This is a genomic window from Chryseobacterium candidae (assembly GCF_004916905.1).
GTDB lineage: Bacteria > Bacteroidota > Bacteroidia > Flavobacteriales > Weeksellaceae > Chryseobacterium > Chryseobacterium candidae.
Map to the genome: position 1 here is coordinate 1 of NZ_SDLV01000024.1, position 22,951 is coordinate 22,951.

Annotated in this window: 14 protein-coding genes; 7 read left to right on the forward strand and 7 right to left on the reverse strand. The window is 36.6% G+C overall.

Features of this window, described 5'->3' with window-relative positions:
• Positions 1-143: 143 nt before the first annotated feature.
• From EK417_RS11955 to EK417_RS11985, 7 genes are all read right to left on the reverse strand, one after another.
• A complete protein-coding gene (locus EK417_RS11955; protein WP_076596928.1) occupies positions 144-470 on the reverse strand; it encodes a VanZ family protein in 327 nt (108 codons plus the stop codon).
• A 25-nt stretch (positions 471-495) separates the two neighbouring features.
• The gene (gcvH, locus tag EK417_RS11960; RefSeq protein ID WP_034695881.1) at positions 496-873 is read right to left on the reverse strand and encodes a glycine cleavage system protein GcvH; all 378 of its coding nucleotides are present in this window, start codon (positions 871-873) and stop codon (positions 496-498) included.
• Positions 874-980: 107 nt separating this feature from the next.
• On the reverse strand, positions 981-8,021 hold the full coding sequence (gene sov / locus EK417_RS11965; protein WP_136522282.1) for a T9SS outer membrane translocon Sov/SprA: 7,041 nt from the start codon (positions 8,019-8,021) through the stop codon (positions 981-983).
• A gap of 57 nt (positions 8,022-8,078) precedes the next feature.
• On the reverse strand, positions 8,079-8,663 hold the full coding sequence (gene ruvA / locus EK417_RS11970; RefSeq protein ID WP_076596833.1) for a Holliday junction branch migration protein RuvA: 585 nt from the start codon (positions 8,661-8,663) through the stop codon (positions 8,079-8,081).
• Between the two features lie 226 nt (positions 8,664-8,889).
• A complete protein-coding gene (locus tag EK417_RS11975; RefSeq protein WP_076596834.1) occupies positions 8,890-11,178 on the reverse strand; it encodes an NADP-dependent malic enzyme in 2,289 nt (762 codons plus the stop codon).
• A gap of 16 nt (positions 11,179-11,194) precedes the next feature.
• Positions 11,195-12,046 (reverse strand): ATPase, encoded by an 852-nt coding sequence (locus EK417_RS11980; RefSeq protein ID WP_076596835.1) that lies wholly within the window; start codon positions 12,044-12,046, stop codon positions 11,195-11,197.
• 85 nt (positions 12,047-12,131) lie between these two features.
• Positions 12,132-12,395 (reverse strand): hypothetical protein, encoded by a 264-nt coding sequence (locus tag EK417_RS11985; RefSeq protein WP_076596836.1) that lies wholly within the window; start codon positions 12,393-12,395, stop codon positions 12,132-12,134.
• 362 nt (positions 12,396-12,757) lie between these two features.
• Between EK417_RS11985 and EK417_RS11990 the strand changes: the two genes are divergently transcribed.
• The 7 genes from EK417_RS11990 (at position 12,758) to EK417_RS12020 (ending at position 22,621) form a co-directional block, all read left to right on the forward strand.
• Positions 12,758-13,216 carry a GtrA family protein gene (locus EK417_RS11990; protein WP_076596837.1) on the forward strand — a complete coding sequence of 153 codons (459 nt, stop codon included), beginning with the start codon at positions 12,758-12,760 and terminating at the stop codon, positions 13,214-13,216.
• 3 nt (positions 13,217-13,219) lie between these two features.
• Complete coding sequence (locus EK417_RS11995) at positions 13,220-13,957, forward strand: lysophospholipid acyltransferase family protein (RefSeq protein ID WP_110368085.1); 738 nt, start codon at positions 13,220-13,222, stop codon at positions 13,955-13,957.
• 30 nt (positions 13,958-13,987) lie between these two features.
• Positions 13,988-15,433 (forward strand): MFS transporter, encoded by a 1,446-nt coding sequence (locus EK417_RS12000; RefSeq protein ID WP_076596838.1) that lies wholly within the window; start codon positions 13,988-13,990, stop codon positions 15,431-15,433.
• Positions 15,434-15,527: 94 nt separating this feature from the next.
• Positions 15,528-16,487, forward strand: coding sequence for a DUF3810 domain-containing protein (locus EK417_RS12005; protein ID WP_317129505.1), 960 nt, complete (start codon positions 15,528-15,530; stop codon positions 16,485-16,487).
• A 770-nt stretch (positions 16,488-17,257) separates the two neighbouring features.
• Positions 17,258-18,772 carry a thioredoxin domain-containing protein gene (locus EK417_RS12010; protein ID WP_076596840.1) on the forward strand — a complete coding sequence of 505 codons (1,515 nt, stop codon included), beginning with the start codon at positions 17,258-17,260 and terminating at the stop codon, positions 18,770-18,772.
• Between the two features lie 191 nt (positions 18,773-18,963).
• On the forward strand, positions 18,964-21,159 hold the full coding sequence (locus EK417_RS12015) for a peptidase domain-containing ABC transporter (RefSeq protein WP_076596841.1): 2,196 nt from the start codon (positions 18,964-18,966) through the stop codon (positions 21,157-21,159).
• Between the two features lie 163 nt (positions 21,160-21,322).
• On the forward strand, positions 21,323-22,621 hold the full coding sequence (locus EK417_RS12020) for an HlyD family secretion protein (RefSeq protein WP_110368081.1): 1,299 nt from the start codon (positions 21,323-21,325) through the stop codon (positions 22,619-22,621).
• The last annotated feature ends 330 nt before the right edge of the window (positions 22,622-22,951 follow it).

Sequence of the window (22,951 nt, forward strand, 5' to 3'; positions counted from 1 at the left end):
AGGAATGGAGAGCAGGAAAAAGATCCCCCAAAAAAAGTTGGAGAGTAAGAGAGTGAAAGGGTTGAAGATAAAAGAGGGTAAGACGCCTGGTGATGGAAGAATAAAAAAAGAAATAGGAAATAGTAAGAGTGTTGAAAGGTGCTTTAAAAGAAACGTTTGATTAATAACTTATAGGTATAGTATCCTAATAAGCATCCAATGGTATCTGCTACGATATCCAGTGTTTCCATAGATCTGCCCAATCCCATTTCTTCCTGCAGGATTTCGGTAAGGAACGCATAGAGAAGGATGATCTGAAAAAAGTATGAGAATTTTATTTTGGGAAATGCGGCAATGAAAGAGAAACCCAAGGCTGCAAATATACTAAGATGCAATACCTTGTCAATACCGCTGAACATGAACCAGTATTCATGATTCTCTTCTCCTGGTTTGAGAAGCATATAAGTAAGAAATGCCCAATAAATGGGCAGTATCTTACTAAATATTTTTGAAATCTTATCCAATGATCGCTTTGTAATCATCCGCAGAAAGTAATTCTGACTGGTCTGCCCCATCAGCAATTTCCAATTTGATGATCCATCCGTCTCCATAAGGATCTGTATTTAACAGTTCAGGCTGATCTTCTAATTCTGAATTAAACTCGATAACCTTTCCTGCGATAGGTAAGAACAGATCCGAAACAGTTTTTACTGCTTCTACACTTCCGAAAACGTCTCCTCCATTAAGATCATCATCTACAGTATCTACATCAACGTAAACGATGTCTCCAAGTTCTCCTTGTGCGAAGTCTGTAATACCGATTGTAGCTACATTACCTTCGATCTTGATCCATTCGTGATCTTTCGTGTACTTTAATTCTGATGGTGTATTCATTTTTAAATTTTTATTTTGTACAAATGTATTCAAAAATATAGTAGCTTCAAATATCGGATATAAAAAAAGTCCTTCAAAACTGAAGGACTTTTATGTTTGTATTATTTTTAGAATCCACCTCCGGAATCTCCGAATGTAAATGTGGCTGAAATACCTGCTCTTACTGTAGACAGCGGGAATGCTGTGGAGATCTTGTATTTTGAGGTCATCTGTTCGTAGAACACTCTCAGATTCAGATTCTCGGAAACATTGTAGTCTGCTGAAAGTTTAATGTTCATCAATCTTTGTCCTCCGGTAACCTGTGCATCATTCAGCAGGATATTCATAATAGATGTTTTACTGTCTCTTAATGAAATATCTCCTCTGATGTTAAGGTCACTTCCTTTTCCTCTTGTTCCTCTTCCCCGGATATTGGCTGTTCCTAATCTGAAGTTTCGGACAATATATCCAAGCCTTACTACATATTCTGTATTGGCATCTTCGGTAAGCGTCTGGTTGACTAATCCCAGTACCATCATTCTGGTTTTGTTATACTGTATCCCGAACTGCATATTGTTTCTCATGGTAACATCTATCCCGATAAGCGGTGAGAATGATTCTACATATCCAACCTGTGCGAATGTATATGGGTTAATCTTATCCCCTCCATCTTTGATCACATTACCTGCATTGTCCACCGTCTGATAATATCCATTCGGGTTGCCATGGTAATCTACATTGCTTTGAATACCTGTAGCCGTGTAGGTCGCTGTATAGGCATGTAAAATATCAAACTTCGAGAACTGCCCGCTGATGATCGGAATATTTTTTAATCCTGAATAGGTAATTCTCCAGTTTGGTAACGGGAATCCGGCTTTTTTAGGATTAGTCATCGGTGTTACAGATTTTCCTTCCATCGCTGCTCTAAAGGCAGGGATCAATACATAGGCATTTCCAATGCTGTAGTGCTTAGCAAATCCGTTGTTATCCAATACTGCTCCCGGATCTCCCAGTTGTTGAGAAAGAGCTCTCGCATTTTCTCTGATAGCCTGGTAAACGGCCTGCCCATCTTTAAATGATGTGCTAAGAAGCATCGTCGTATTGGAATACGTTGTCATCTCACTAGCAAATGTAAAATCAGTATCAGGAACTCCGCCATTGGTATAGTTGAACCCTGTATGTGAGAAGTTACTGTTAAAGGTATGCAACACATTAAGATCTACTCTTAAATCGTTCATTGGCATCACCTGTAGGTCGGCTCTCAATTCTTTGGTCGACATTCTTACATAAGGATCTGTCATGTATTTAGAATCACTAACCCATCCGTTTTCCATTACTGTTCTTCTGATGTCAGCCTGTGATCCTAAAAGGAATCCTAGAGTTGGGCCACCCAGTGTCTGTCCAGATCCATACCAGTTTGGAGCTGATATTAGTCCCGGAAGTACTGTTCCATTCGTTTCGTTATAACTTACGTTTAACTGTTTGAAAGAAGTTAAGAAGAATGCAGCACTTTGAAGTGGAGTAAGCTTATTCTTAAATTTATATTTCTTATATCTGTATCTGTTTTTCTCCCACTGTTTGGCATACACATTATTCAGAGAGTCCATCTCCTGTTTGCGTTTCTGAAGTTTGGCATTTATATTCTTGAAATAGCTAAACTGCCCAAAAAACTTAGGAAGATCTGCTGAAGCTGTTGCCTGAATCACATTGGTATTCTGCCCCACAGATCCTAAACTTGTTGTTTGATTCTTGTTAGGGTCAAAAAATCCAGTCAATGAAGTAGATCTTGCTGCCCAGTTATAAGTAAATCCGTATCCTATTTCAGCATCAATGAAATCCAGATAAGGCAGATACTGGAACGGCAGTTTATAATTCAGCTGCGCTCTGTGGTTGTACAATACCGGTCTTCCTGCTCTGAATACATTTCCGAAGATCGACTTACTGTCCATCGAATTGACATCCAGATTGTCATTCAGCGTTCTGGTTGCAGAATTGATCTCCAGTTTTAATGATTTTGTGAAATTAAAACCTAAACCGTACTGCCATCCAAAGAAGAAGGTTCTGTTTCTGATGGCATCAAAATTATTATTCATGTCACCATTCAGGATTGCTTCCACATTTCTGAACTCAAGCTCGTTGTAGTTTCTGTCGATTTCAGTTCTGAAAGAGATTCTTGTAGGAATTGGATTAATATTGAATTCCTTCACCCATCTCAGATACTTTGTCGATTTCGCCGTATCACTGATCATCTTGTTGAAAGGCTTAAGTACCCACGGTTTAAAGGTGTAGTTATAATCAATATACCCTCTCAGATATTGTCTGTAATTTCTCTTGGTATAGATATCTCTGAAATAGTCATCGTTATATACTGCCGTTACTGAAACGTTTTCAATATCATAAAACTTAGGCTTTTTATTTGGATTTACTCTTTCTTTGTGCATGTTAACCACTCCTATACTTCTTTGTTGAGTATACGTTCTCGCTACTTTTTTCAACTGATCTTTGTTTGGAGCCTTATTGAATTCTACGTCGGTATCCAGAGGATTATACTTTGGATCTTCAATCGTCTGCGAGTAAGAATAGTTTAAAGGAATTTTCACCCCTGTTTTTTCCGGAAGGAATTTATCTACATTGATCGCAGTATTGATACTGAATGCGGATTGAGTAGACTGTGTTCTTTCTGCAGGCTTTGAATCGATATTCCCGAAACCAACTGATGTATAAGAAGCATTGGCATTTACTGTTGCAAGGTCTCCCATGTTAAAGTTTAAGCTGGCATTACCTGCATATCCTCCATCATTCTCAATTTCAGAAAGACGGATTTCGTTTACCCAAAGAACTCTTGTTATGGTAGAGCTTGTTCTTGGATCTGCATTCCTTACCCCAATCATAATGGTGGTAATATTTCCTAAACTTGGTCTCCCTTTAATATAAATATTTTTATAAGGTTCCTGATAGACAAGATCCATTGTTCTATTCGTGATTGCAACACCAGATTTGTCTCTTCTGATTTTAGCATCTACAAAGTTCTGAACATCAAAATCGACCTCATTTTCCATTGGCCAGATCTCCATAGGAGCTGTAGCAGTTGTAGAAGTAAGCTTCATTGTAGATTCATATTCATAATAGTTATCAGTGGCATCACTTCCAAAACGAATAAAGAATTTTGTCTTAGGATCATACGATCCTACATTCAGATCTCTGTTTTCCGGATCATGAGCGTGTACAAACAGCTTCAGCTTTTTGTACCTTCTCATATCCAATGTTGTATTTTTGAATACTCCTCTTGCCTCAGTTTTAAGCTCTTTCACTTTCATGTAAAGTGACGCCTCATTCTGTCTCTGCGCTCCTGCATTTCCACTCAATACCTGTCTGTCAATTCCCGGAGGCAATACATATGGAGGCTGGTTCAATGCATTTTCTTCAATATTTACACTTCCTATTTCAAAATTAGGATCTGTTACAGTTCCCGTTCCTTCATCGGAATTTGGAACATTTGCACTGGCAATTTTGCTGGTATATTTTCTCCAGTCTGATCTTACAAGATCCATTGTTCCGAATCTCAACGTAGAGGTCTGATCAAATCCTGCCAGCATTAATCTTGCAAATCTTACATTATTCAATACAGATGGATCCGCTGTCCCTTCAGCTTTATCATAATTCGCCACAGGGATTCTAAACAGGTACCATTTAACATCTGCAGACTGTCCGTTCTGGAATGTTGCTTTTACTGTTTTTACATCTACAATATTATTTGACCCAAGTGACAAACTTGGCTGGTCAAGCTTTATAACATATTGGTTATAGTTTTCAGTCTGATCCAGGTTGTAATCTTTGTTGATATCTTCAGCATCCGGAGTTTGCGAAGCTACATTCAGAGAGTTTGCTTCTGAGTTTCCTTCAGGGTTTCTGAAATATTTATAACGTTCCACCACTGAAGCAGCCTGACTTCCTGTAAATTTATCAGAAAGATAGAATACGAAGTCATCCACTGCAGGGTCAGCAATATTGGTTACCGGGTTTACAAATGTATTTCCGAATCTCATCGCTTCCTGATCAGAAGTAAGACCATCATATCCGGCATCCTGTACTTTTCTATCCTCTCCTTCTGTAGAGAATGCATATAAGATTGGCGGCTGTTTTGGCTGTACTCCCCAGTTTGAGTTGGTTGTAGAAGATGGTGTACCTGGCGTTGGAAGCCCGTTTTCATACTGCATTTTTCCATCTTTCAATACATCTTCTGAAACGTTTCCTAAGTGAAGTAAAAGTTTTGGATCAGTACCCAGGGTTTTACCATCTGCGTAAGGATCCATCATCCAGAATTCAACGTATTCAATGTTTGAAGTAACAAAGTTCGGAACGCTGATTGATCTCATAATTCCCGCCCATCTGCTTTGCGCCTGCTCTGTTAAAGGGTTAACATTATAAGGTCCTTTTTCTTTAGGGAAATAAGAGATATCAAAAGTATTGGTGAAAGTTTGTTCTCCTGCTACGAAATCTCTGTTATTATAAATCTCCGAATATTGTACTCTTCTGGAAGCGTGATTGGATACAGACTGCGGTGTAATTCCTGCAGGTGCTTTTCCTCCGACACCCCAGAATCTAGGGTCAATATTATACCATGTTAATAGTCCTCTTCCATATCCGCTTGTTAGATCATCATTACCAGGTACTGTGTTAAATGGCGGTAATTTATTTTTTTCCGGTTTTGAAGCAAGGCTCCACGCTGCCGGTTCTTTTAATGATATTTTAGAAGTGGTTTGTTCAAAATCATCAATGTAAGACTGATTATTTGTCCCTTTATTCAAGCCAGGTAATAAGTATGCCGCTTCCATCTTGAAGTTTAAGTTGGATGGAGCTTCGGTTTTTACCATCGGAAGTTTATTGGTAAGTCTTGTCAGATAAGGAGCCTGATTGTTGTACATCAGGTTGATCCCTGCCATGGTATTGTTTACCGCTTCCTGCCCGAAGTTTACTTTCTGAGTTAATGGAGATTCTGAGTAATTGATCACCGTTCCTCCTAAGATAAAGTTTTCACTAAATCTTCTTTCTAAATTTAATCCTAAGAATCTTTTTCTTTGGGTATTAAATGTCAATTGGTTTTCCAGTGAAATATTGATTGCCTGTCCGGACTGTTTTACATTTTCATTAATGATCGTAACTGTACCAAGCATATAGTCTACCGTATAGTCTACACCTTCTGTAAGCTGTACTCCATTTGCAGCTACTTTTACTGATCCCTGAGGAACGTTTACTGCACCTAAAGATATACCCTGACCCTGAACACCTTTATAACGGCCTTCCATGGTATACCTCTGTGAAAGGTTACTGGCGGACGCTTGTAGTTTTTGTTTGGTATAAAGATCCTGAAAAACATATTGAGGATCACTTGTCCCTAATTTTGACTCCAGATACTTACCGAAAGGCTGCACTTTGGTAAAGATAACTCTTCCTGTTTCAGGTCTGATAGTAATCCCATTAACAAAGTCGAAAATACCATCTCCTTTGCTTCCGTCTTTATTATTCTGTATATCGCCGTTCATATTCAGACGGTCCCAGTTAAATAACTTCAGTAAATTCTGATCTTTTACAGAAGTGTCCGGAAGATAATTTACCTTACCTCCAGTTTTTGGATCTCGGTAATATACGTTAAGGATAAAGCCATCCGGAGATACCTGTCCTGCATCCATAGAATAGATATTCTTCATCATCAGATCCCACATCGGAGACTGAGTGTTCACTTTATTATTTACTCTCAATACCTTGGTGACCAGTACAGGGCTTTCTTCAGAAAATTCTCCTACTTTGTATACTTTATTACTGCCGTTAACCGTATAAGAGTAGGAAACGGCTAAAAGCTGCTGGTCATTCAGTTTCTGATTTAATGAAATATATCCCAACTGCGGCTGGAAGGTAAATTCATTACTGTTCAGCTTTCTGGCTTTTGTATTGTAAATGAATTGTTCTCCGTTATCGTAAGGAACGGGATCTCCAGGAAGCACCTGACCCTGGAAAATAGTTCCATAGTTCTTACCTGCTTCTCTTGTTCCGGCTACTTTTGATACTTCATCATATAATCCGTTCAGTGAGTTATCCGGCAGCGTTACTCCGCCAGGGCCTTCGCCCAGATCCCTGATCCCGATGATACTTTTCTGGTAAGCCAGGTTACTGTTTCCCTGATCCAATACCCAGACTTCCATTCTGGTAATATTGATCGTGGAATTGATCTGCGGATAATTAAGCAGGGCATCATCATATTTGTTCAGGAAATAATGTCCTATAAAAAAGTGCTGGTTTTCTTCATAGTCAATGGCATTGATTTTAAAATTGTTCATCACACCACCTCCCTGTACTACAATATTACGAGCCTCTCCCTGTTGCTGGGAAAGGACTACCGTTCCAAATGTTTTTCCTAACTGGAATTCTGTTTTTACCCCGAACAGTGATTGTGAACCACGGATAAGGTTGGTTGAAAGCGGCATATTTACATTACCAAATTCAACTCTTTTGATGATTTTATCTTCTCCTCCTTCGTTGGGTTTATCTACATCTCCAAGACCTTTACTCTGAAGATCTTTCCAGCTTCCTTTGGCCTGCCATACAAGGTTCATTCTGTTTTCAAAAGCAAAGCCGCTCTGGGTATCATAATTGGCTTTTAACTGAAGATTTTCCCCTACTTTCCCTAATAATCCAAGCTGAATTCTCTGATCGATATCAAAGGTAAAACTGGTCCTGTTCTGAGGCAGGATCATTGGGTTATCTATTTTCTGGTAAAGTCCTGCAAAATCCAGCGATGCGTATCCTGAAGGGATAATTTCAATTTTGTTGCCTCCGAAAATCGTCTCAAAAAGTTTGTTATTAATTAACAATGAAGGAATTAGCCCCTTCTTCCTTGCATCAGATTTGTCTTTTCTGAAGAGAAGATTATATTTATCGGATTTCTCCTTATAATAAGCTTTTGTCTGGCTGGCGAGCATATATTCTTTATAATCTTCCGGAGACATGGCTGTAGGAGGACCTGTGATGGTATTTCCAATTTTAGGATATACATAGTACATCCCGGTTTTTATGTCGTAATAGGCTTCATACCTCGTAGGGTCGGCCACTTCATATTGTTTTCTTATGATCGCTGTATCTTTCTGTGCCTGTGCAAAAGCACTTACAGACATACACAGGAAAGACAGGAACAAAAATATGTTAAGATGCTTACTATTTGCCACCAAATGTTAAATGTTTTTTAAGATTTGTTTCACCAATTCTTCTACCGAGATGTTTGGATTTTGTTTTATGATTTTATCCGCAATCTTCTCGCTCGTTCGTTTAGGAATGCCTAAAACTTCTAATGCAGATAACGATTCTTCCTTGATTTTATTATCCGCCATCACAGAAATGTTAGCGTTTGGATCACTGTATTTCTGTACTTTATCTTTAAGATCTACGATAATCCTTTCGGCAGTTTTTGCACCAATTCCCTTTGCTTTTTGAATCAATGCACTGTTTCGGGAAAGGATCGCAGAAGCAATCTCATCTAGGCTCAATGTTGACAACAGAATCAATGCTGAAACGGCTCCTACTCCATTAACGCTTATTAACAGATTGAACATTTCTTTTTCTGAACGTGTGTTAAATCCAAAGAGAAGATGAGCATCTTCACGAATGATCTGCTGAATAAATAAAAAGGTCTGCTGATTCAAAACCAGCGTCTGTGAGGTCATCAAACTGATTCCCACGTAGTAACCAACTCCCTGAACATTGATAACAGCGTAAGTAGGCGTAAGTTCTTGAACAGTGCCTTGTAAAGAAAATATCATTATTAATTTTTAAAACTCCCAAATATAGCAATTTAAACTAATTAATGTTTTCATTTGATGTAGGAATGATTTTTAACTTAAATTTTAAATAAGAATTCAAGGAATTAACAGAAAAACAAAAGACTCCAAAATATGGAGTCTTTTTACTATCTGAACACGGTTTACAGTGTCATTTTTTAAATAAGAGAGATGGATTACTGTTTCCAGTTATGCCGCCCATTCTATATTACGATTTCTTTTCTCTTCTTTGGGCATCAAGAACAGCAATAGTAGCAAGGTTCACAATCTCATCAACGCTTGAACGCATCTGAAGTACATGTACCGGCTGCTTCAGTCCCATTAAGATCGGTCCGATTACCTGTGCTACTTTCATTCCTCTCAGAATTTTGTAAGAAAGGTTGGCACTTTCCAGATTCGGGAAGATGAAGGTATTGGCAGGAGTAGTTCCCAATTTAGAGAATGGATAATCGCTCAGATGATCTGCGTCCATAGCAAAATCCGGCTGAATTTCACCATCCACAATCATTTTAGGGAATTTTTCGTGAAGGATATTTACTGCTTTTGCTACTTTTTTAGAAGTTTCAGAAATGGCAGCAAAGTTTTCAAATCCAAGCATTGCAATTCTCGGTTCAATAGCAAAAGATTTTACTGTAAATTCTGCCATTTTAGCAATATTAACAAGATCTTCCGCAGTAGGATTCTGATTGATGGAAGTATCTGCGAAGAAAATAGGTTTCTTTTCAGACAGGATCATCATCATTGCTGCTACTTTATCTACTCCTTTATCTTTTTCGATCACTTCTAAAACAGGACGTAAAACGGAAGTATAGTTTTTAGAGAATCCTATAATCAGCCCATCCGTATCACCATGTTTCAGCATCAAAGGTCCGAAGTAATCTCTCTGGCGTACGTATCTTTTTGCTTTGTACTCGTTCATTCCTTTTCTCTGACGAAGTTTCCAAAGGGTTTCTCTGTATTTCTTTCTGTTTTCTTTCTGATCGTCATCACTTGGATCAATGATTGGAACATCCAGGGTAATTCCGTAACGCTCCATCTGCGCCTTGATGTATTTTTTATCACCCAAAAGACTTGGATAGGCAATTCCTTCTTCATAAAGAATCTGAGCTGCTTTCAATACATTATATTCTTCAGCATTTCCAAGGGTAATTCTTTTCGGATTGGATTTCGCACGGCTCTGCATCATTCTTACCAACCTCTCATCTCTACCCATTCTGTCTAAAAGCTGGTGTTCGTATTCTTCAAAATCCGTAATGGTTTTTCTGGCCACACCACTTTCAATAGCTGCTTTTGCTACAGCACTTGATACTTTTGTGATCAGTCTGTTATCAAATGGTTTCGGAATGAAATATTCTCTTCCAAACTGAAGATTCTGAACGTTGTATGCTAAAATTACAGCTTCCGGCACCGGTTCTTTTGCAAGATCAGCAATGGCGTGTACGGCAGCCAGTTTCATTTCTTCATTAATTGCGGTAGCCTGTACATCTAACGCACCACGGAAAATATAAGGGAATCCTAATACGTTGTTTACCTGATTAGGATAATCACTTCTTCCTGTAGCCATGATCACATCTTTACGGGTTTCAAGAGCAAGATCATAAGCAATTTCCGGATCAGGGTTAGCTAAAGCGAACACAATAGGGTTTTCGTTCATGTTCAACAGCATTTCCGGAGTCATCACGTTTCCTTTTGACAATCCAACAAAAACATCAGATCCTTTTAAAGCATCTTCCAATGTTTCAATATCTGTCTGAGCAATGAAATCTAATTTTTCCGGAGTAAGATTTTCTCTCTTATGGTTGATTACTCCTTTACTGTCACACATCAGGACGTTTTCTTTTTTCAATCCTAATGAAATATAAAGCTTGGTACATGCAATAGCTGCCGCACCCGCTCCGTTGACCACCATTTTCACTTTGGCAATATCTTTATTGGCAATCTGCAGAGCGTTGATCAATGCAGCAGCTGAGATAATGGCTGTTCCGTGCTGGTCATCGTGCATCAAAGGAATATTTAATTCCTCTTTCAGTCTTTGTTCTATATAAAAAGCTTCAGGCGCTTTAATATCTTCAAGATTGATCCCACCAAAAGTAGGAGCAATGCCTTTTACGATTTCAATAAATTTGTCCGGATCTTTTTCATCGATCTCAATATCAAAAACGTTGATATCCGCAAAGATCTTGAATAATAGTCCTTTTCCTTCCATTACCGGTTTTGAAGCTTCAGCACCAATGTCTCCCAGTCCAAGTACGGCAGTACCGTTAGAAATTACTGCTACCAGGTTTCCTTTTCCCGTATAATCATATACTGTTTCCGGCTTATCATGAATTTCCATACAAGGAACCGCTACTCCCGGAGAGTAAGCCAATGACAGATCTCTTTGAGAAGAGTGTGGCTTTGATGGGATTACTTCAATTTTTCCTTTGGGTTCTGCTTTATGATAATCCAGCGCGGCCTGGCTAAAGTTCTTTTCGTCACGATTGTTGTTACTTGACATAAAATTTTGTTTTTTGTTAAAGTATATATTTAATGTGGTAATCTACTAAGCTTTCAATTGGTTTCTGCACAACATGTCCCACATTTAAATTAAGTTCTGCAGCTACAGAACGTAGTGTATTTTCATAATAATAAGCGATGGAACCGATAAAATTAATCTCGGCGTCATGCGCTTCCTTATAAGGAAGAACCTGATATTCGAAGAAACTTTTCATTTCTTCAAACACCATGTCTTTGAAATAAGGATGGTCTTTTCTTTCGATTACAAATTTGGTAAAATTCGCCAGATATGCGTTGGGCCTTGGAGTATGATACATGTTTTTCAATGCATCTTCAACGGTAAGATGATAATCTGCTTCAAATTCTTTATGAAGATCTGCAGGCAGTTTTTTCATAAAGTATCTGCGTACCAACTGCTTTCCGATAGCACTGCCACTTCCTTCATCTCCGATCAGGAATCCCAGCGAAGGCAATTCTATCTTTACATTTTCACCGTCAAAAAAACAGGAATTAGATCCTGTGCCAAGAATGCACACGATTGCAGGTTTTCCGCTGTACGCTGCATAGGCTGCAGCCATCAGGTCTTCCTTTACTATAATCTCTGCTTTTCCAAAAACCTTTTTCAGCTCTTCTTCTATGGTTTCGCAATTTTTTTTCACACCGCATCCTGAACCATAAAAAAAGACTTTGGTAATTGAATTTTTAACCGATATCAGATTGCTATTCTTCTGTATTTCAGGAGCGATCAGTTCTCTGTTGATAAAATTCGGATTGAACCCAATTGTTTCTGTTTTCAGAAAAACTTTCTTAAAGTCATCAAGTATTACCCAATCCGATTTAGTAGAACCACTATCTACAATAGCAACCATATTTTAGATTTTAATTTAAGCTTGCTAAATTATGAATTTATCTTCAATTAGCGTTTAAAAACAACCTGGAAGCTGTCTAAAATCATTAATGTTTGATTTGTGTTTTTTTTTCGTTGAATTGCAAAAGCCAGTCTTCTATTTCGTCTTCCAGATAGGAAGTCTGTAATACCATTGCATTGATAAAATCATCAGGTACTGCTTCTCCATTGGAGTTTTCAAGATTCCACAATTCGTTTGACATATTTTCATATTCTGAATACACTCTTTTGAAGCGGGAATTTTCTTTCTCAAGAGCCTCAATATTTTTCTGTTGAAGCTGGAATTTTCTGTATTTGTTTTGACGTTTCATACAAATATTATTATTAATTGGGTCATAAAAAATTGGAGTATATGCTCTTAACCGCGCACTACAAGATAGAAAAACCATCAACACAAAGAGTTGAAAATGAATTTATTATCAGGTCTTAATTACATCATTCTGAATATTAAAATTAGACATATTTTTTATTAAAAAAAATATTTTAACAACTTTTTTCAGTGTTTAACATATAGTTATAAATTTGCATATTCATATTGTGAAGCTATATAACTGTTGGGATTTCAAAACCATTATGAACAGAAGAAATTTTCTAAGATGTTTATCTGGTGAAAGATAAATCAACCCGGCAGGCTGCCCGATATGTACAAAGATTTTAGTTTTATACTTATTAAATGAAAGAAATACTCTTACGCCAGAAACAGGTTTTGTTCTTCATCATTGCAGGAGGGCTGAGTGCCATTGTAGAAATAGGCAGCTTTAAGATTTTCAGCACCTATCTTCCGCACTTCTTTGTAAAGGAGACCAACTTCTATGGAGTACATTATCCTTTAAGTAACATTTTTTCTACGAGCTGCGGGATTATTACCAATTACTTTCTGAGCATCTGGTTTGTATTTGAAAGAGGAAAACATTCCAAGAGAAAAGAGTTTGCTTATTTCATGGTAGTCTCTTTTTTTTCAACAGTACTCAGCTTAGGTTTTTTCCAAATATTTTACAGCTTCATATTTAAAGATAATATCAATTTATTTTTTTATACCTTGAGCCCGGAAATGATTAGTAAAATTGCAGCAATATTGCTGGTTTCCATTCTGAATTATTCGATAAAAAAGAAAGTAATTTTTAACGGTTAAGCTGTGACAAAAATTTTAAATTATCTCTGGAGATTCTGGCTGCTGCTGTTGGCATTTTTTCTGACGGTAAGTATCGGGATTCCGGTTTATATTTTATCCTTTAATAAAAAGCATTATAAATACGGCTATAAACTAGTCAGGGTCTGGTGTTTCGGTATGTTCTACGGAATGGGCTTCAGATATGACCTGATTAAGCTTTCGGAACAGGAAAAAGACAAAAATATCCCTTATGTTTTTATCTCCAACCATACATCCATCATGGATATTATGCTTGTATGCATTTTGTTTCCGGACCATCCGATATGTTTTGTAGGAAAAAAAGAGCTGGTGAAGATTCCTATTTTCGGAACCATATATAAAAGAATATGTGTAATGGTAGACAGAGCAAGTGCAAAAAGCCGTGCAGATGTATACCGCAGATGCGCCGAGAAGATGGAGGAAGGCAACAGTATTGCCATTTTTCCTGAAGGCGGTGTGCCTGACGACACTTCTATTATCCTGGATGATTTTAAGGACGGTGCATTTATGCTGTCTTCAAAACATCATTCTCCTATAGCTGTTTATACCTTTGTGGGACTCAAGGAAATGTTCCCTTTTGAAAACTCAAAAGGCTATCCGGGAAGAGTAAAGGTATACTTCAATGGAATCATTGAGCCTACGGATTCGCCAAAAGACTTAAAGGCAGAGGCTTATGATAAAATAAAAAAAACCTTAATCAGGTATTCCGTTGAAAGGAAATAGCTATATTTGTTTGTGAAATCTATAATAAATATGTCAAATTATTCTAAACAAACCAATTGGGCCCAATTCATTCCGTTGGTTACTGTATTCTTCTTTTGGGGATTTGTAGCAGCCAGTAATGATATTCTGATCCCTGTTTTTCAAAAAGCCTTCAATCTATCCCAAACGGAAAGTATGCTGGTACAGATATGCTTTTATGTAGCGTATACTGTAGGTTCTTTAATTTATATGCTTGTATCAAAGAGTCTTAAACAGGACTTGATTAATAAAATCGGATATAAAAACGGGCTTATTGTGGGGCTTCTGATTTCCGCATTGGGAACGTTATTATTCTATCCTGCCGCCAATATGCATTCTTTCCCTTTAATGATCTCCGGATTATTTATTGTAGGTTTAGGATTCTCTCTCCAGCAGATTGTTGCCAACCCACTTGCTATTGAAGTAGGTCCTACAGAAACAGGATCTCAGAGATTAACAATGGCCGGAGGAATCAACAACTTAGGAACTACCATTGGACCGCTTATTGTTGCATTTGCTATTTTCGGTTCTGCAAGTGCCGCCAATACAGAGGCGAGTATAGAAAGTGTAAAAATACCTTACCTTATATTAGGAGCAGCTTTTGCTTTGGTGGCTTTAATGCTTAAGTTTTCTTCACTTCCCGCAGTAACCCCAACGAATACTGAGAATACCGATGATACAACTCCGGGAGAGCACAGAACTTCGGCTTTCCAGTATCCTCAATTGGTTATGGGAATGATCGCCATTTTCGTCTATGTAGGAGTGGAAGTATCCACAGCGAGTAACCTTCCTGCTTATATGGAAAAAAATCTAGGATTTGAGACAAAAGATGTAGCACCTTATATCTCTTTATACTGGGCCTCCATGATGATTGGCCGTTGGACAGGTGCTGTAGAAGCATTTGACGTAAATGCAGGATTCAAAAAGATATTAAGATTCTTAGCTCCTTATCTTGCGTTCTGTCTGTTTTTATTCGTAAACGCTATTGCGAACCACGATCTTTCTCCTTTCTATGTTTATGGATTTATCATCATTGCGATGATTATCTGTGATATCTTAAGTAAAGGAAACCCGGCAAGAATGCTTCTGATCTTCTCTCTGGCGGGGATTACAGCATTGGTTATCGGGATGTTCACTACCGGAATGGTATCTGTGTATGCATTTACGAGTGTGGGTCTTTTCTGTTCTACGCTATGGCCATGTATTTTTGCACTGGCTATCAACGGACTTGGAAAGCACACCAACCAGGGTTCAGGATACCTTATTATGATGATTATGGGTGGAGGTATTGTAAGCTTTATACAGGGTTATATTGCGGATATTACCAATATTCATTTCAGTTATATCGTAGGAGTTATTTGTTTTGCTTATCTTGCATTCTATGCGATCCGTGTAAGTGGGATTCTGAAAGCCCAGGGCATTGATCTGGATAAAGTATCTAAAGGTAATGGTCATTAATATAACAACAAACATATATAAGAAAAAGAGATTTTGGGCAGGTGTATTACTTGCCCAATTTCTTTTGTTTTATGGATTCTCAAAATCCAAAGTAATGATTTCTTTTTTTGAAATTTTTTTTGAACTTCAGAAAGAAGCTCATCAGATACTTTTCAGCTGGATTCCTTTTTCTATTGGAGATTTGATTTATATTATATTGGGAGGCTTTCTTCTATATTATTTAATTTCTCTATTCAGGAAGCAGCGAAGAAACAATTCCATGATAAAGCTCCTGATCATCATTAATGTCTTTTATTTCATTTATCAGGTATTCTGGGGAATGCTCTATTTCCAGACTCCTATTATTAAAAAACTTTCGAGCCAGAAAGAACCGGATGTAGAAAAAGCAAGAAAACTGGCTCTTGTTTATCTTGAAAAATGCAAGGCGACACGACAGTTTGTACAGGAAGACAGCAAGGGAGTATTTATCATTACTAACCTCACCTCTATTGAAAAGGAAATTCTGTATCAACAGAAAAAGCTTCCTTCTTATATTTCGGATAAAAAAGCTCCTCAGATCCTGAACATTAAACCTAGTATCTTCAAAAATGTAATGAGTTTTACCGGAATTCTCGGATATTATAATCCTTTTACTGCAGAAGCTCAGTATAACTCTGAATTGCCTCATAGTTTCATTCCTTTCACTACTGCCCATGAAAGCTCTCACCAATTGGGTTTTGCCAGAGAACAGGAGGCCAATTTTGTAGGGTATTTATTAGGTATTCATTCCAGCAATCCGGAATTAAGATACAGTACTGAATTTTTCACTTTAAAAAGTCTTTTAAGATTTATTGCAGAGGAAGATCCTTATTTTGTAAAGAAGATCCTTCATCAGTATTCCCCTGCCATGAAAAGAGACCGTGCTTATGAAAAAAGTTTCGTTCTTCAGCATCAGGGATGGCTGGATGAGTTCTTTGGGTTTACTAATAATCTGTTTCTGAAAAGTAATCAGCAAGAAGGTTCTGTTACCTATTCTTACTTTATTGATCTGCTCTTAAATTACGAAAAAACATAAAAAAAGAATCGTATCAGGCGATACGATTCTAAAAACACAAATGATGAAAAAAAATTTATTACCTTGACTTGTTCCCTCATTCAAGGCGATGTAAAAGTACGACATATTTTATAAATACAAAAACATTTCTATCCTTTTTTAAAACTTTATGAAAAATTTATGATTTTTTAAGTTTTTTTGAGTTCATTTTATCTTGTCACAAATCATACAAAATAGCGGTATCCTACACTCAAAACAAGGCTAAAAGTCGTATAAGCTATGAAAAATTAAAAAAATAAAACATTTGTTTAAATAAAAAACATTTCAATTCCATCCCGTTTTACCTATTTTAAAAATTAGAGTTATCCCCTATATTGTATGAGATATTTCTAAAATTTCAAATTCAAAAAATCAAAATGTATCCATCATTTTTTTAACTACTATTAAACCTGTTTTTATTCCAAAATTCGCAAAAGGAAGCTAAAGATATATTTCACCCCCGAAAACTCTCAAATATCATAATATTGAAATCAAAACAAGAGAATCTGTAATTCACATCAAAAAAGGTGGTTCCAGCTTGTAATAATACAAACAAACTCATACTTGGGAGATGAGATAAGACTGCTCATTATTAATATCAGTACTATACTACATCGTAAAACTCTAAATCTAATACAATAAAATACTGAAGATCAAATAAAATCTACCAATACCCGTTCATATCTCACTAATAAAGGAAAATATTTTTTGTATATTTAAAACATCTGTGTATTTTAGATAAAAATATTAATATGATTTTTGACAAACTAATTAACCATTTAAAACTCGATAAACAGGAATTTATCTTCCAGTTCAATTCCCATCCCAATTACCCATCTGCACTGGCATTTAGTGATACTCTGAACTTTATGGGAGTAAAAAATGATGCTTACGAACTAGACAAAGAATATTGGGACGAACTTCCGGAAGAATTTATTGCCATTGTTGAAAATTCATTTTCCCTGGTAAAAAAGTCAGGAAGCAATTATTCAGTATATTCAGAAAAAGCAAAGACCTTTGGTAAAGAAGAACTTTATAATAAGTCAACAGATTTCGTGCTTTTGTTTGAGAAAACAGAAAGTGCAGAAAGCAAACTGGTTTTCAATTTCAAACCGGTACTTTATATCATTTTTGCAGTTGTTCTTGCTTATTCTTTTATTAGCCAAACCATTTACGAAGCTCTATTTAACATTCTTTCATTAGCAGGAGTCTATATTTCTCTTGAAATTTTCAACCAGAAATTCGGAAATACTTCTACTGTGATCGGTAGTATATGTGGAGGCGGAGGTGCAGCAGCAAATCAGACAGCCAACTCATGTGATAAGATTATAAAACAGGATAAAACCAGTATTCTAGGGTTAAAATTTGCAGATTTTTCTCTGATCTATTTCGCAGGGCTTGCGGTATTGGGTCTTTTCTTACCAGCTACAGCGTATATCGTAAAAGGTTTTACATTCGTTTCCGTACTGGCAATAGGATATTCTCTGTATATCCAGGCATTTGTAGAAAAAACATTTTGCAGGGTATGTCTTTTAATTATTTCAATCCTTGCAGGACAAATTGTAATAAGCAGTTTATTTTTTGAGAATCTGTCTTTCAGTGTGGGAACTCTCTTATTAACTGTCATTCTGTGGACTCTTGTATTTTCTGCAGTTATTTATTTCAACACTCTTCTTGAGCAAAAAGAGGCACTGCAAAAATCAAATGCAAAAAATCTCAGATTCAAAAGAAACTATGAACTTTTCAAAAATCAGATGGAACAAAATCCAAAAATAGAATTTCAGGATACTGAAACTTTCGCCGTTGGAAAAAGAGATGCCAAGCTCCGTATTTCTATCGTTTCCAATCCATATTGTGGTTTCTGTAAAGATGCACATAAACTGATGGAAGGTCTTCTGGAAAAATATCCTGATGACATTTCATTGCAGATGAGATTCAATTACAGCCCGGACAGAGCTCCTGAAAAATACACGCAGCTTATTTCAGATTTAACTTATATTTACCATAATAAACCTGAAAAAGAATTTTTACATGCTGTAGAAGAATGGTTTGAGACTAAGGATGAAAGCAAAATCAATGCCCTTTCCGGCGGAAAAATAAACTCAGAAAATCTGAATCCGCTGGTAGAGATGTCTGTAGAAAACAGTAACGCAGGATTAAGCTTTACTCCTATCTTTATCATCAATGGATATCAGTTCCCGGATAAGTATGACCGTGAAGATATATCGTTCTTTATTGATGAATTAATAGAGGATGATGAGATTTAGTAAATAAATCTTCTTCATCTAAAAATTTCACTATCTTAGGAAAAACAAAATAACCATCTGAAAAGATGTAAAAGAATAGAAAAAACGGTGATCAATGGGACTATTTCCAGTTTACCATTTCATTGAATTATAATTGAATTAAAGCAAAAATGTCGTCATTCATTGACGGCATTTTATAATGAGTAGTAGTTTTGAAAAAAAAGTTTCCTTTTTATAAGCAACCAGATACCAAAGACTGTGGTCCTACATGCCTCAGAATCGTAAGTAAGTATTATGGTAAAAGTATATCCCTGCAGCAGATTCGTAACCTTTCCGAAACAACCCGTGAAGGAAGCAGCCTTCTTGGCCTTAGCGATGCCGCAGAAAATCTTGGATTCCGGTCCATGGGAGTCCAGATCGATTTCAATACCCTCGCAGAAGAAGTTCCTTTCCCATGTGTAGCGCATTGGAACAAAAATCATTTTGTTGTTGTATACAAAATCGACAAAAACAACAAAGTATATATTTCAGATCCCAGCTATGGACTGATCACTTATACCAGAGAAGAATTCATCAAATCCTGGATTGGAGAAAATGCCAAAGAAAATACAGAAGAAGGAATTGTCCTGATTCTTGAAACAACTCCTGCATTCTTCCAGACAGAGTTTGATGCTGAAGAAAGTAAGGCCAGCTTTACATTCCTTTCCAAGTATCTTTTCAAGTACAAGACACTAGTTATACAGCTTGCTATAGGACTTTTAGGAGGAAGTTTACTTTCCCTGATATTTCCTTTTCTTACCCAAAGTATTGTAGACGTTGGAATCCAGAACCAGGATATTAATTTTATCTATGTGGTTTTACTTGCACAGATCATGCTTTTTCTGGGAAGAATGGGAATTGAGACAATCCGAAGCTGGATTCTTCTTCACCTTTCAGCAAGAATTAATATTTCGATCATCTCCGATTTCTTTATCAAACTGATGAAACTTCCGATAAGTTTCTTTGATACCAGGATGACAGGAGATATTATGCAGAGAATTAATGATCATCACAGAATTGAACAGCTTCTTACCAGTTCTTCACTGAATACATTATTCTCACTGGTGAATCTTATTATTTTCAGTATTGTATTATTATTTTATGATTACAGACTTTTTATTGTTTATCTTGTAGGAGCTGTATTATATATCGGCTGGATCAGTTTTTTCCTGAAAAAAAGAAAAGAACTTGACTATAAGAGATTCTCTCAGGTATCTCAGGAACAGAGTAAAGTAATTGAGCTTATCAACGGTATGCAGGAAATCAAAATGCATAATGCTGAAAAACAAAAACGATGGGACTGGGAATTTCTACAGGTAAAACTTTTTAAAATCCGGATAAAATCCCTTTCATTAGAACAATGGCAATCTGTGGGAGGAAACTTTATCAATCAGATGAAAGATATTCTGGTGAGTTTTCTTTCTGCTAAACTTGTTTTAAGCGGAAACCTTACTTTGGGGATGATGCTTTCTGTTCAATATATCATTGGACAGTTAAACAGCCCGCTTCTTCAGCTTATCGACTTTATCAAGCAGACTCAGGATGCTAAGATTTCCCTTGAAAGGTTAGGAGAAATTCATGATAAAGATGATGAAGAAGATAAAAATGAACAGTATGCCACAGATGTTCCGAAACAAGATATCGAAATCAAAGATATGTCATTCAGATACATTGGTTCTGATGTCCCGGTTTTTGAAAATTTAAGCCTTACAATTCCTTATCAGCAGACAACAGCTATTGTTGGAGCCAGCGGAAGTGGAAAAACCACTTTATTGAAACTGTTGATGAAATTTTATGATCCTGACCAGGGTGAAATCAGAATCGGAAATACCAATATGAAAAATATTTCTCCAAGGTACTGGAGAGATCATTGCGGTGTAGTAATGCAGGAAGGATATGTTTTCAATGATACCATTGCCAATAATATTGCTGTAGGTGAAGATCATATCGATAAACAAAAACTGAGACGTGCTGTAGAAATCGCCAATATCAAGGATTTTATTGAAAGTCTTCCATTAAGTTATAATACGAAGATTGGAAATGAAGGAGTTGGAGTAAGTGGAGGCCAGAAGCAGAGACTTTTCATTGCAAGAGCAGTTTACAAATCTCCTGAATATATTTTATTTGATGAAGCCACCTCTGCATTGGATGCCAACAATGAGAAAGTAATTATGGAAAATCTTGAACAGTTCTTTAAAGGCAAAACAGCAGTAGTGATTGCCCACAGGCTTTCTACGGTAAGACATGCTGATAAAATCATTGTACTGGATCAGGGGAAAGTGGTAGAAGAAGGAAGTCATGCTGACCTGGTGGATTTAAGAGGAGAATATTACAGACTTGTAAGAAACCAGCTTGAATTAGGAAGTTAATGGTATATGCAAAATTTGAAAGTTTAAATTAAAATTAATAGTGAGAAATCCCAAATACCTCCTGACTCAAGTATTTCAGCACTGGAATAGGTATGATGGAAAATTTTCAATTATTTAAATTATATTCCCCCTGAAAAATTGAGGGAAATTTTACTACAGAACAATGAAAGAAGACGTTTTAGACAATATTGAACTGCGCTCAGAAAGCGTACAGGATATTCTTACCCAGCCACCGCATTGGATGATCCGCTGGGGAAACACTGTAATATTTATTATCCTCCTGTTGATTCTCTTCATGAGCTACATTATAAAATATCCGGAATTTGTACCGGCTCCTATTATTGTGACTTCCCAGAATCCGCCTGAGAAAATAGAAGCTCGAACCAGCTCCAAAATTGAAAAAATATTTATAAAAGATCATCAGCAAGTTAAAAAGAACGATGTTCTCATGGTGATGCAGTCTGCTGCTAATTATAAAGATATTTTAGAGCTTAAAAAACTGGTAGACTCAATCACACCTGATCAATTATATACCTTTCCAATTGCCCAGGCTTCAAGATTTAAACTGGGTGAATTGCAGGGTGAATATAACAGTTTCGCAAAAGCATTTCAGGATGAAGCTCTTTTTACAAGACTACAGCCTTACGCTCCTGAAAACCTGGCCGCCAATCAGAGCATTTCAGAATATAAAATAAGAATTGCTACTTTGAAACAGCAGAAAAGTCTGGAATCTATAAAATATGACCTGACAAAGAAAAACTTCAACAGATCTCAGGAACTATTTAATCAAGGGGTTATTTCAGCAATGGAACTTGAAAACGAAAAGATCAAATATCTTCAGGCTCAGCAAAATCTTGAGAATATTAAAATCTCCATATCACAAATGGATGAAGGAATCTCCAATCTGAATAAAACAAAAAGCGGAACTGCCATTAATACAGAAAAAGACAGAATTACCTACTCTTCACAAACCCTTCAGCTTCTTGAACAGCTTCGAAAATCTCTAAAGCAGTGGGAACTGAACTATCTTGTTATCTCATCCACGGATGGTGTTGCCAGCTTCCAGCAGTTCTTTGGTGAAAATCAGTTTGTAAAGGTAGGTGAACCCATCCTTTCTATTCTTCCTGAAAATAAAGAACAATTAGTGGGCAGAATGTCTGTTCCTACAACAAATTCAGGAAAAATAACTCCGGGTGAAAAAGTTCTGATTAAACTGGATAACTACCGATTCCAGGAATATGGTATCATCGAAGGAAAAGTACAAAACATATCTCTGATTCCTGATGATAAAGGAAATTATTATGTAGATGTAATTTTACCAAAAGGATTAAAAACAAGCTACAACAAGACACTTACATTTGACAAAGAATTGAGAGGCAGCGCAGAAATTGTAACACAGGATCTGCGACTGATTGAAAGATTCTTCTATCAGATCAGAAAGCTGCTTGGATATCAGGTTTAATAAACTTTTATGAAAAATTAAAACCGTTTTACAGATTTGTAAGCGGTTTTTTTATGCCTATATTCTAAAAATTGTTACTCAAAATTTATAAGACAGAAAAGTATACTTATTTACACATTTAATCCCTCATTAAAAGGGTTTTCACTGCTCAGACAGGTTGTCAACTGTTTCTTCAAAGAAAGGTATTAAAAAAGCCACTGCTGAAAAATAATAACCAAGTTTTTTCGCGCCTGATCCCTTAATCCTTCAATACGAAAATAAAAAACTTCAGAATGCAGCTCCGCGGTGTAAAAGACAAAGCATTCTTCTTATTCAGATTAGCTAAACTTT

What these genes read in the sequence shown, in the direction of transcription:
- EK417_RS12010 (WP_076596840.1), top strand. Translation starts at nt 17,258, where the DNA reads ATGATTTTTGACAAACTAATTAACCATTTAAAACTCGATAAACAGGAA.
- EK417_RS11985 (WP_076596836.1), bottom strand. Translation starts at nt 12,395, where the DNA reads ATGAAACGTCAAAACAAATACAGAAAATTCCAGCTTCAACAGAAAAAT.
- EK417_RS11990 (WP_076596837.1), top strand. Translation starts at nt 12,758, where the DNA reads ATGAAAGAAATACTCTTACGCCAGAAACAGGTTTTGTTCTTCATCATT.
- ruvA (WP_076596833.1), bottom strand. Translation starts at nt 8,663, where the DNA reads ATGATATTTTCTTTACAAGGCACTGTTCAAGAACTTACGCCTACTTAC.
- EK417_RS12000 (WP_076596838.1), top strand. Translation starts at nt 13,988, where the DNA reads ATGTCAAATTATTCTAAACAAACCAATTGGGCCCAATTCATTCCGTTG.
- EK417_RS12005 (WP_317129505.1), top strand. Translation starts at nt 15,528, where the DNA reads ATGATTTCTTTTTTTGAAATTTTTTTTGAACTTCAGAAAGAAGCTCAT.
- EK417_RS11980 (WP_076596835.1), bottom strand. Translation starts at nt 12,046, where the DNA reads ATGGTTGCTATTGTAGATAGTGGTTCTACTAAATCGGATTGGGTAATA.
- EK417_RS12020 (WP_110368081.1), top strand. Translation starts at nt 21,323, where the DNA reads ATGAAAGAAGACGTTTTAGACAATATTGAACTGCGCTCAGAAAGCGTA.
- sov (WP_136522282.1), bottom strand. Translation starts at nt 8,021, where the DNA reads ATGTCTGTAAGTGCTTTTGCACAGGCACAGAAAGATACAGCGATCATA.
- gcvH (WP_034695881.1), bottom strand. Translation starts at nt 873, where the DNA reads ATGAATACACCATCAGAATTAAAGTACACGAAAGATCACGAATGGATC.
- EK417_RS11975 (WP_076596834.1), bottom strand. Translation starts at nt 11,178, where the DNA reads ATGTCAAGTAACAACAATCGTGACGAAAAGAACTTTAGCCAGGCCGCG.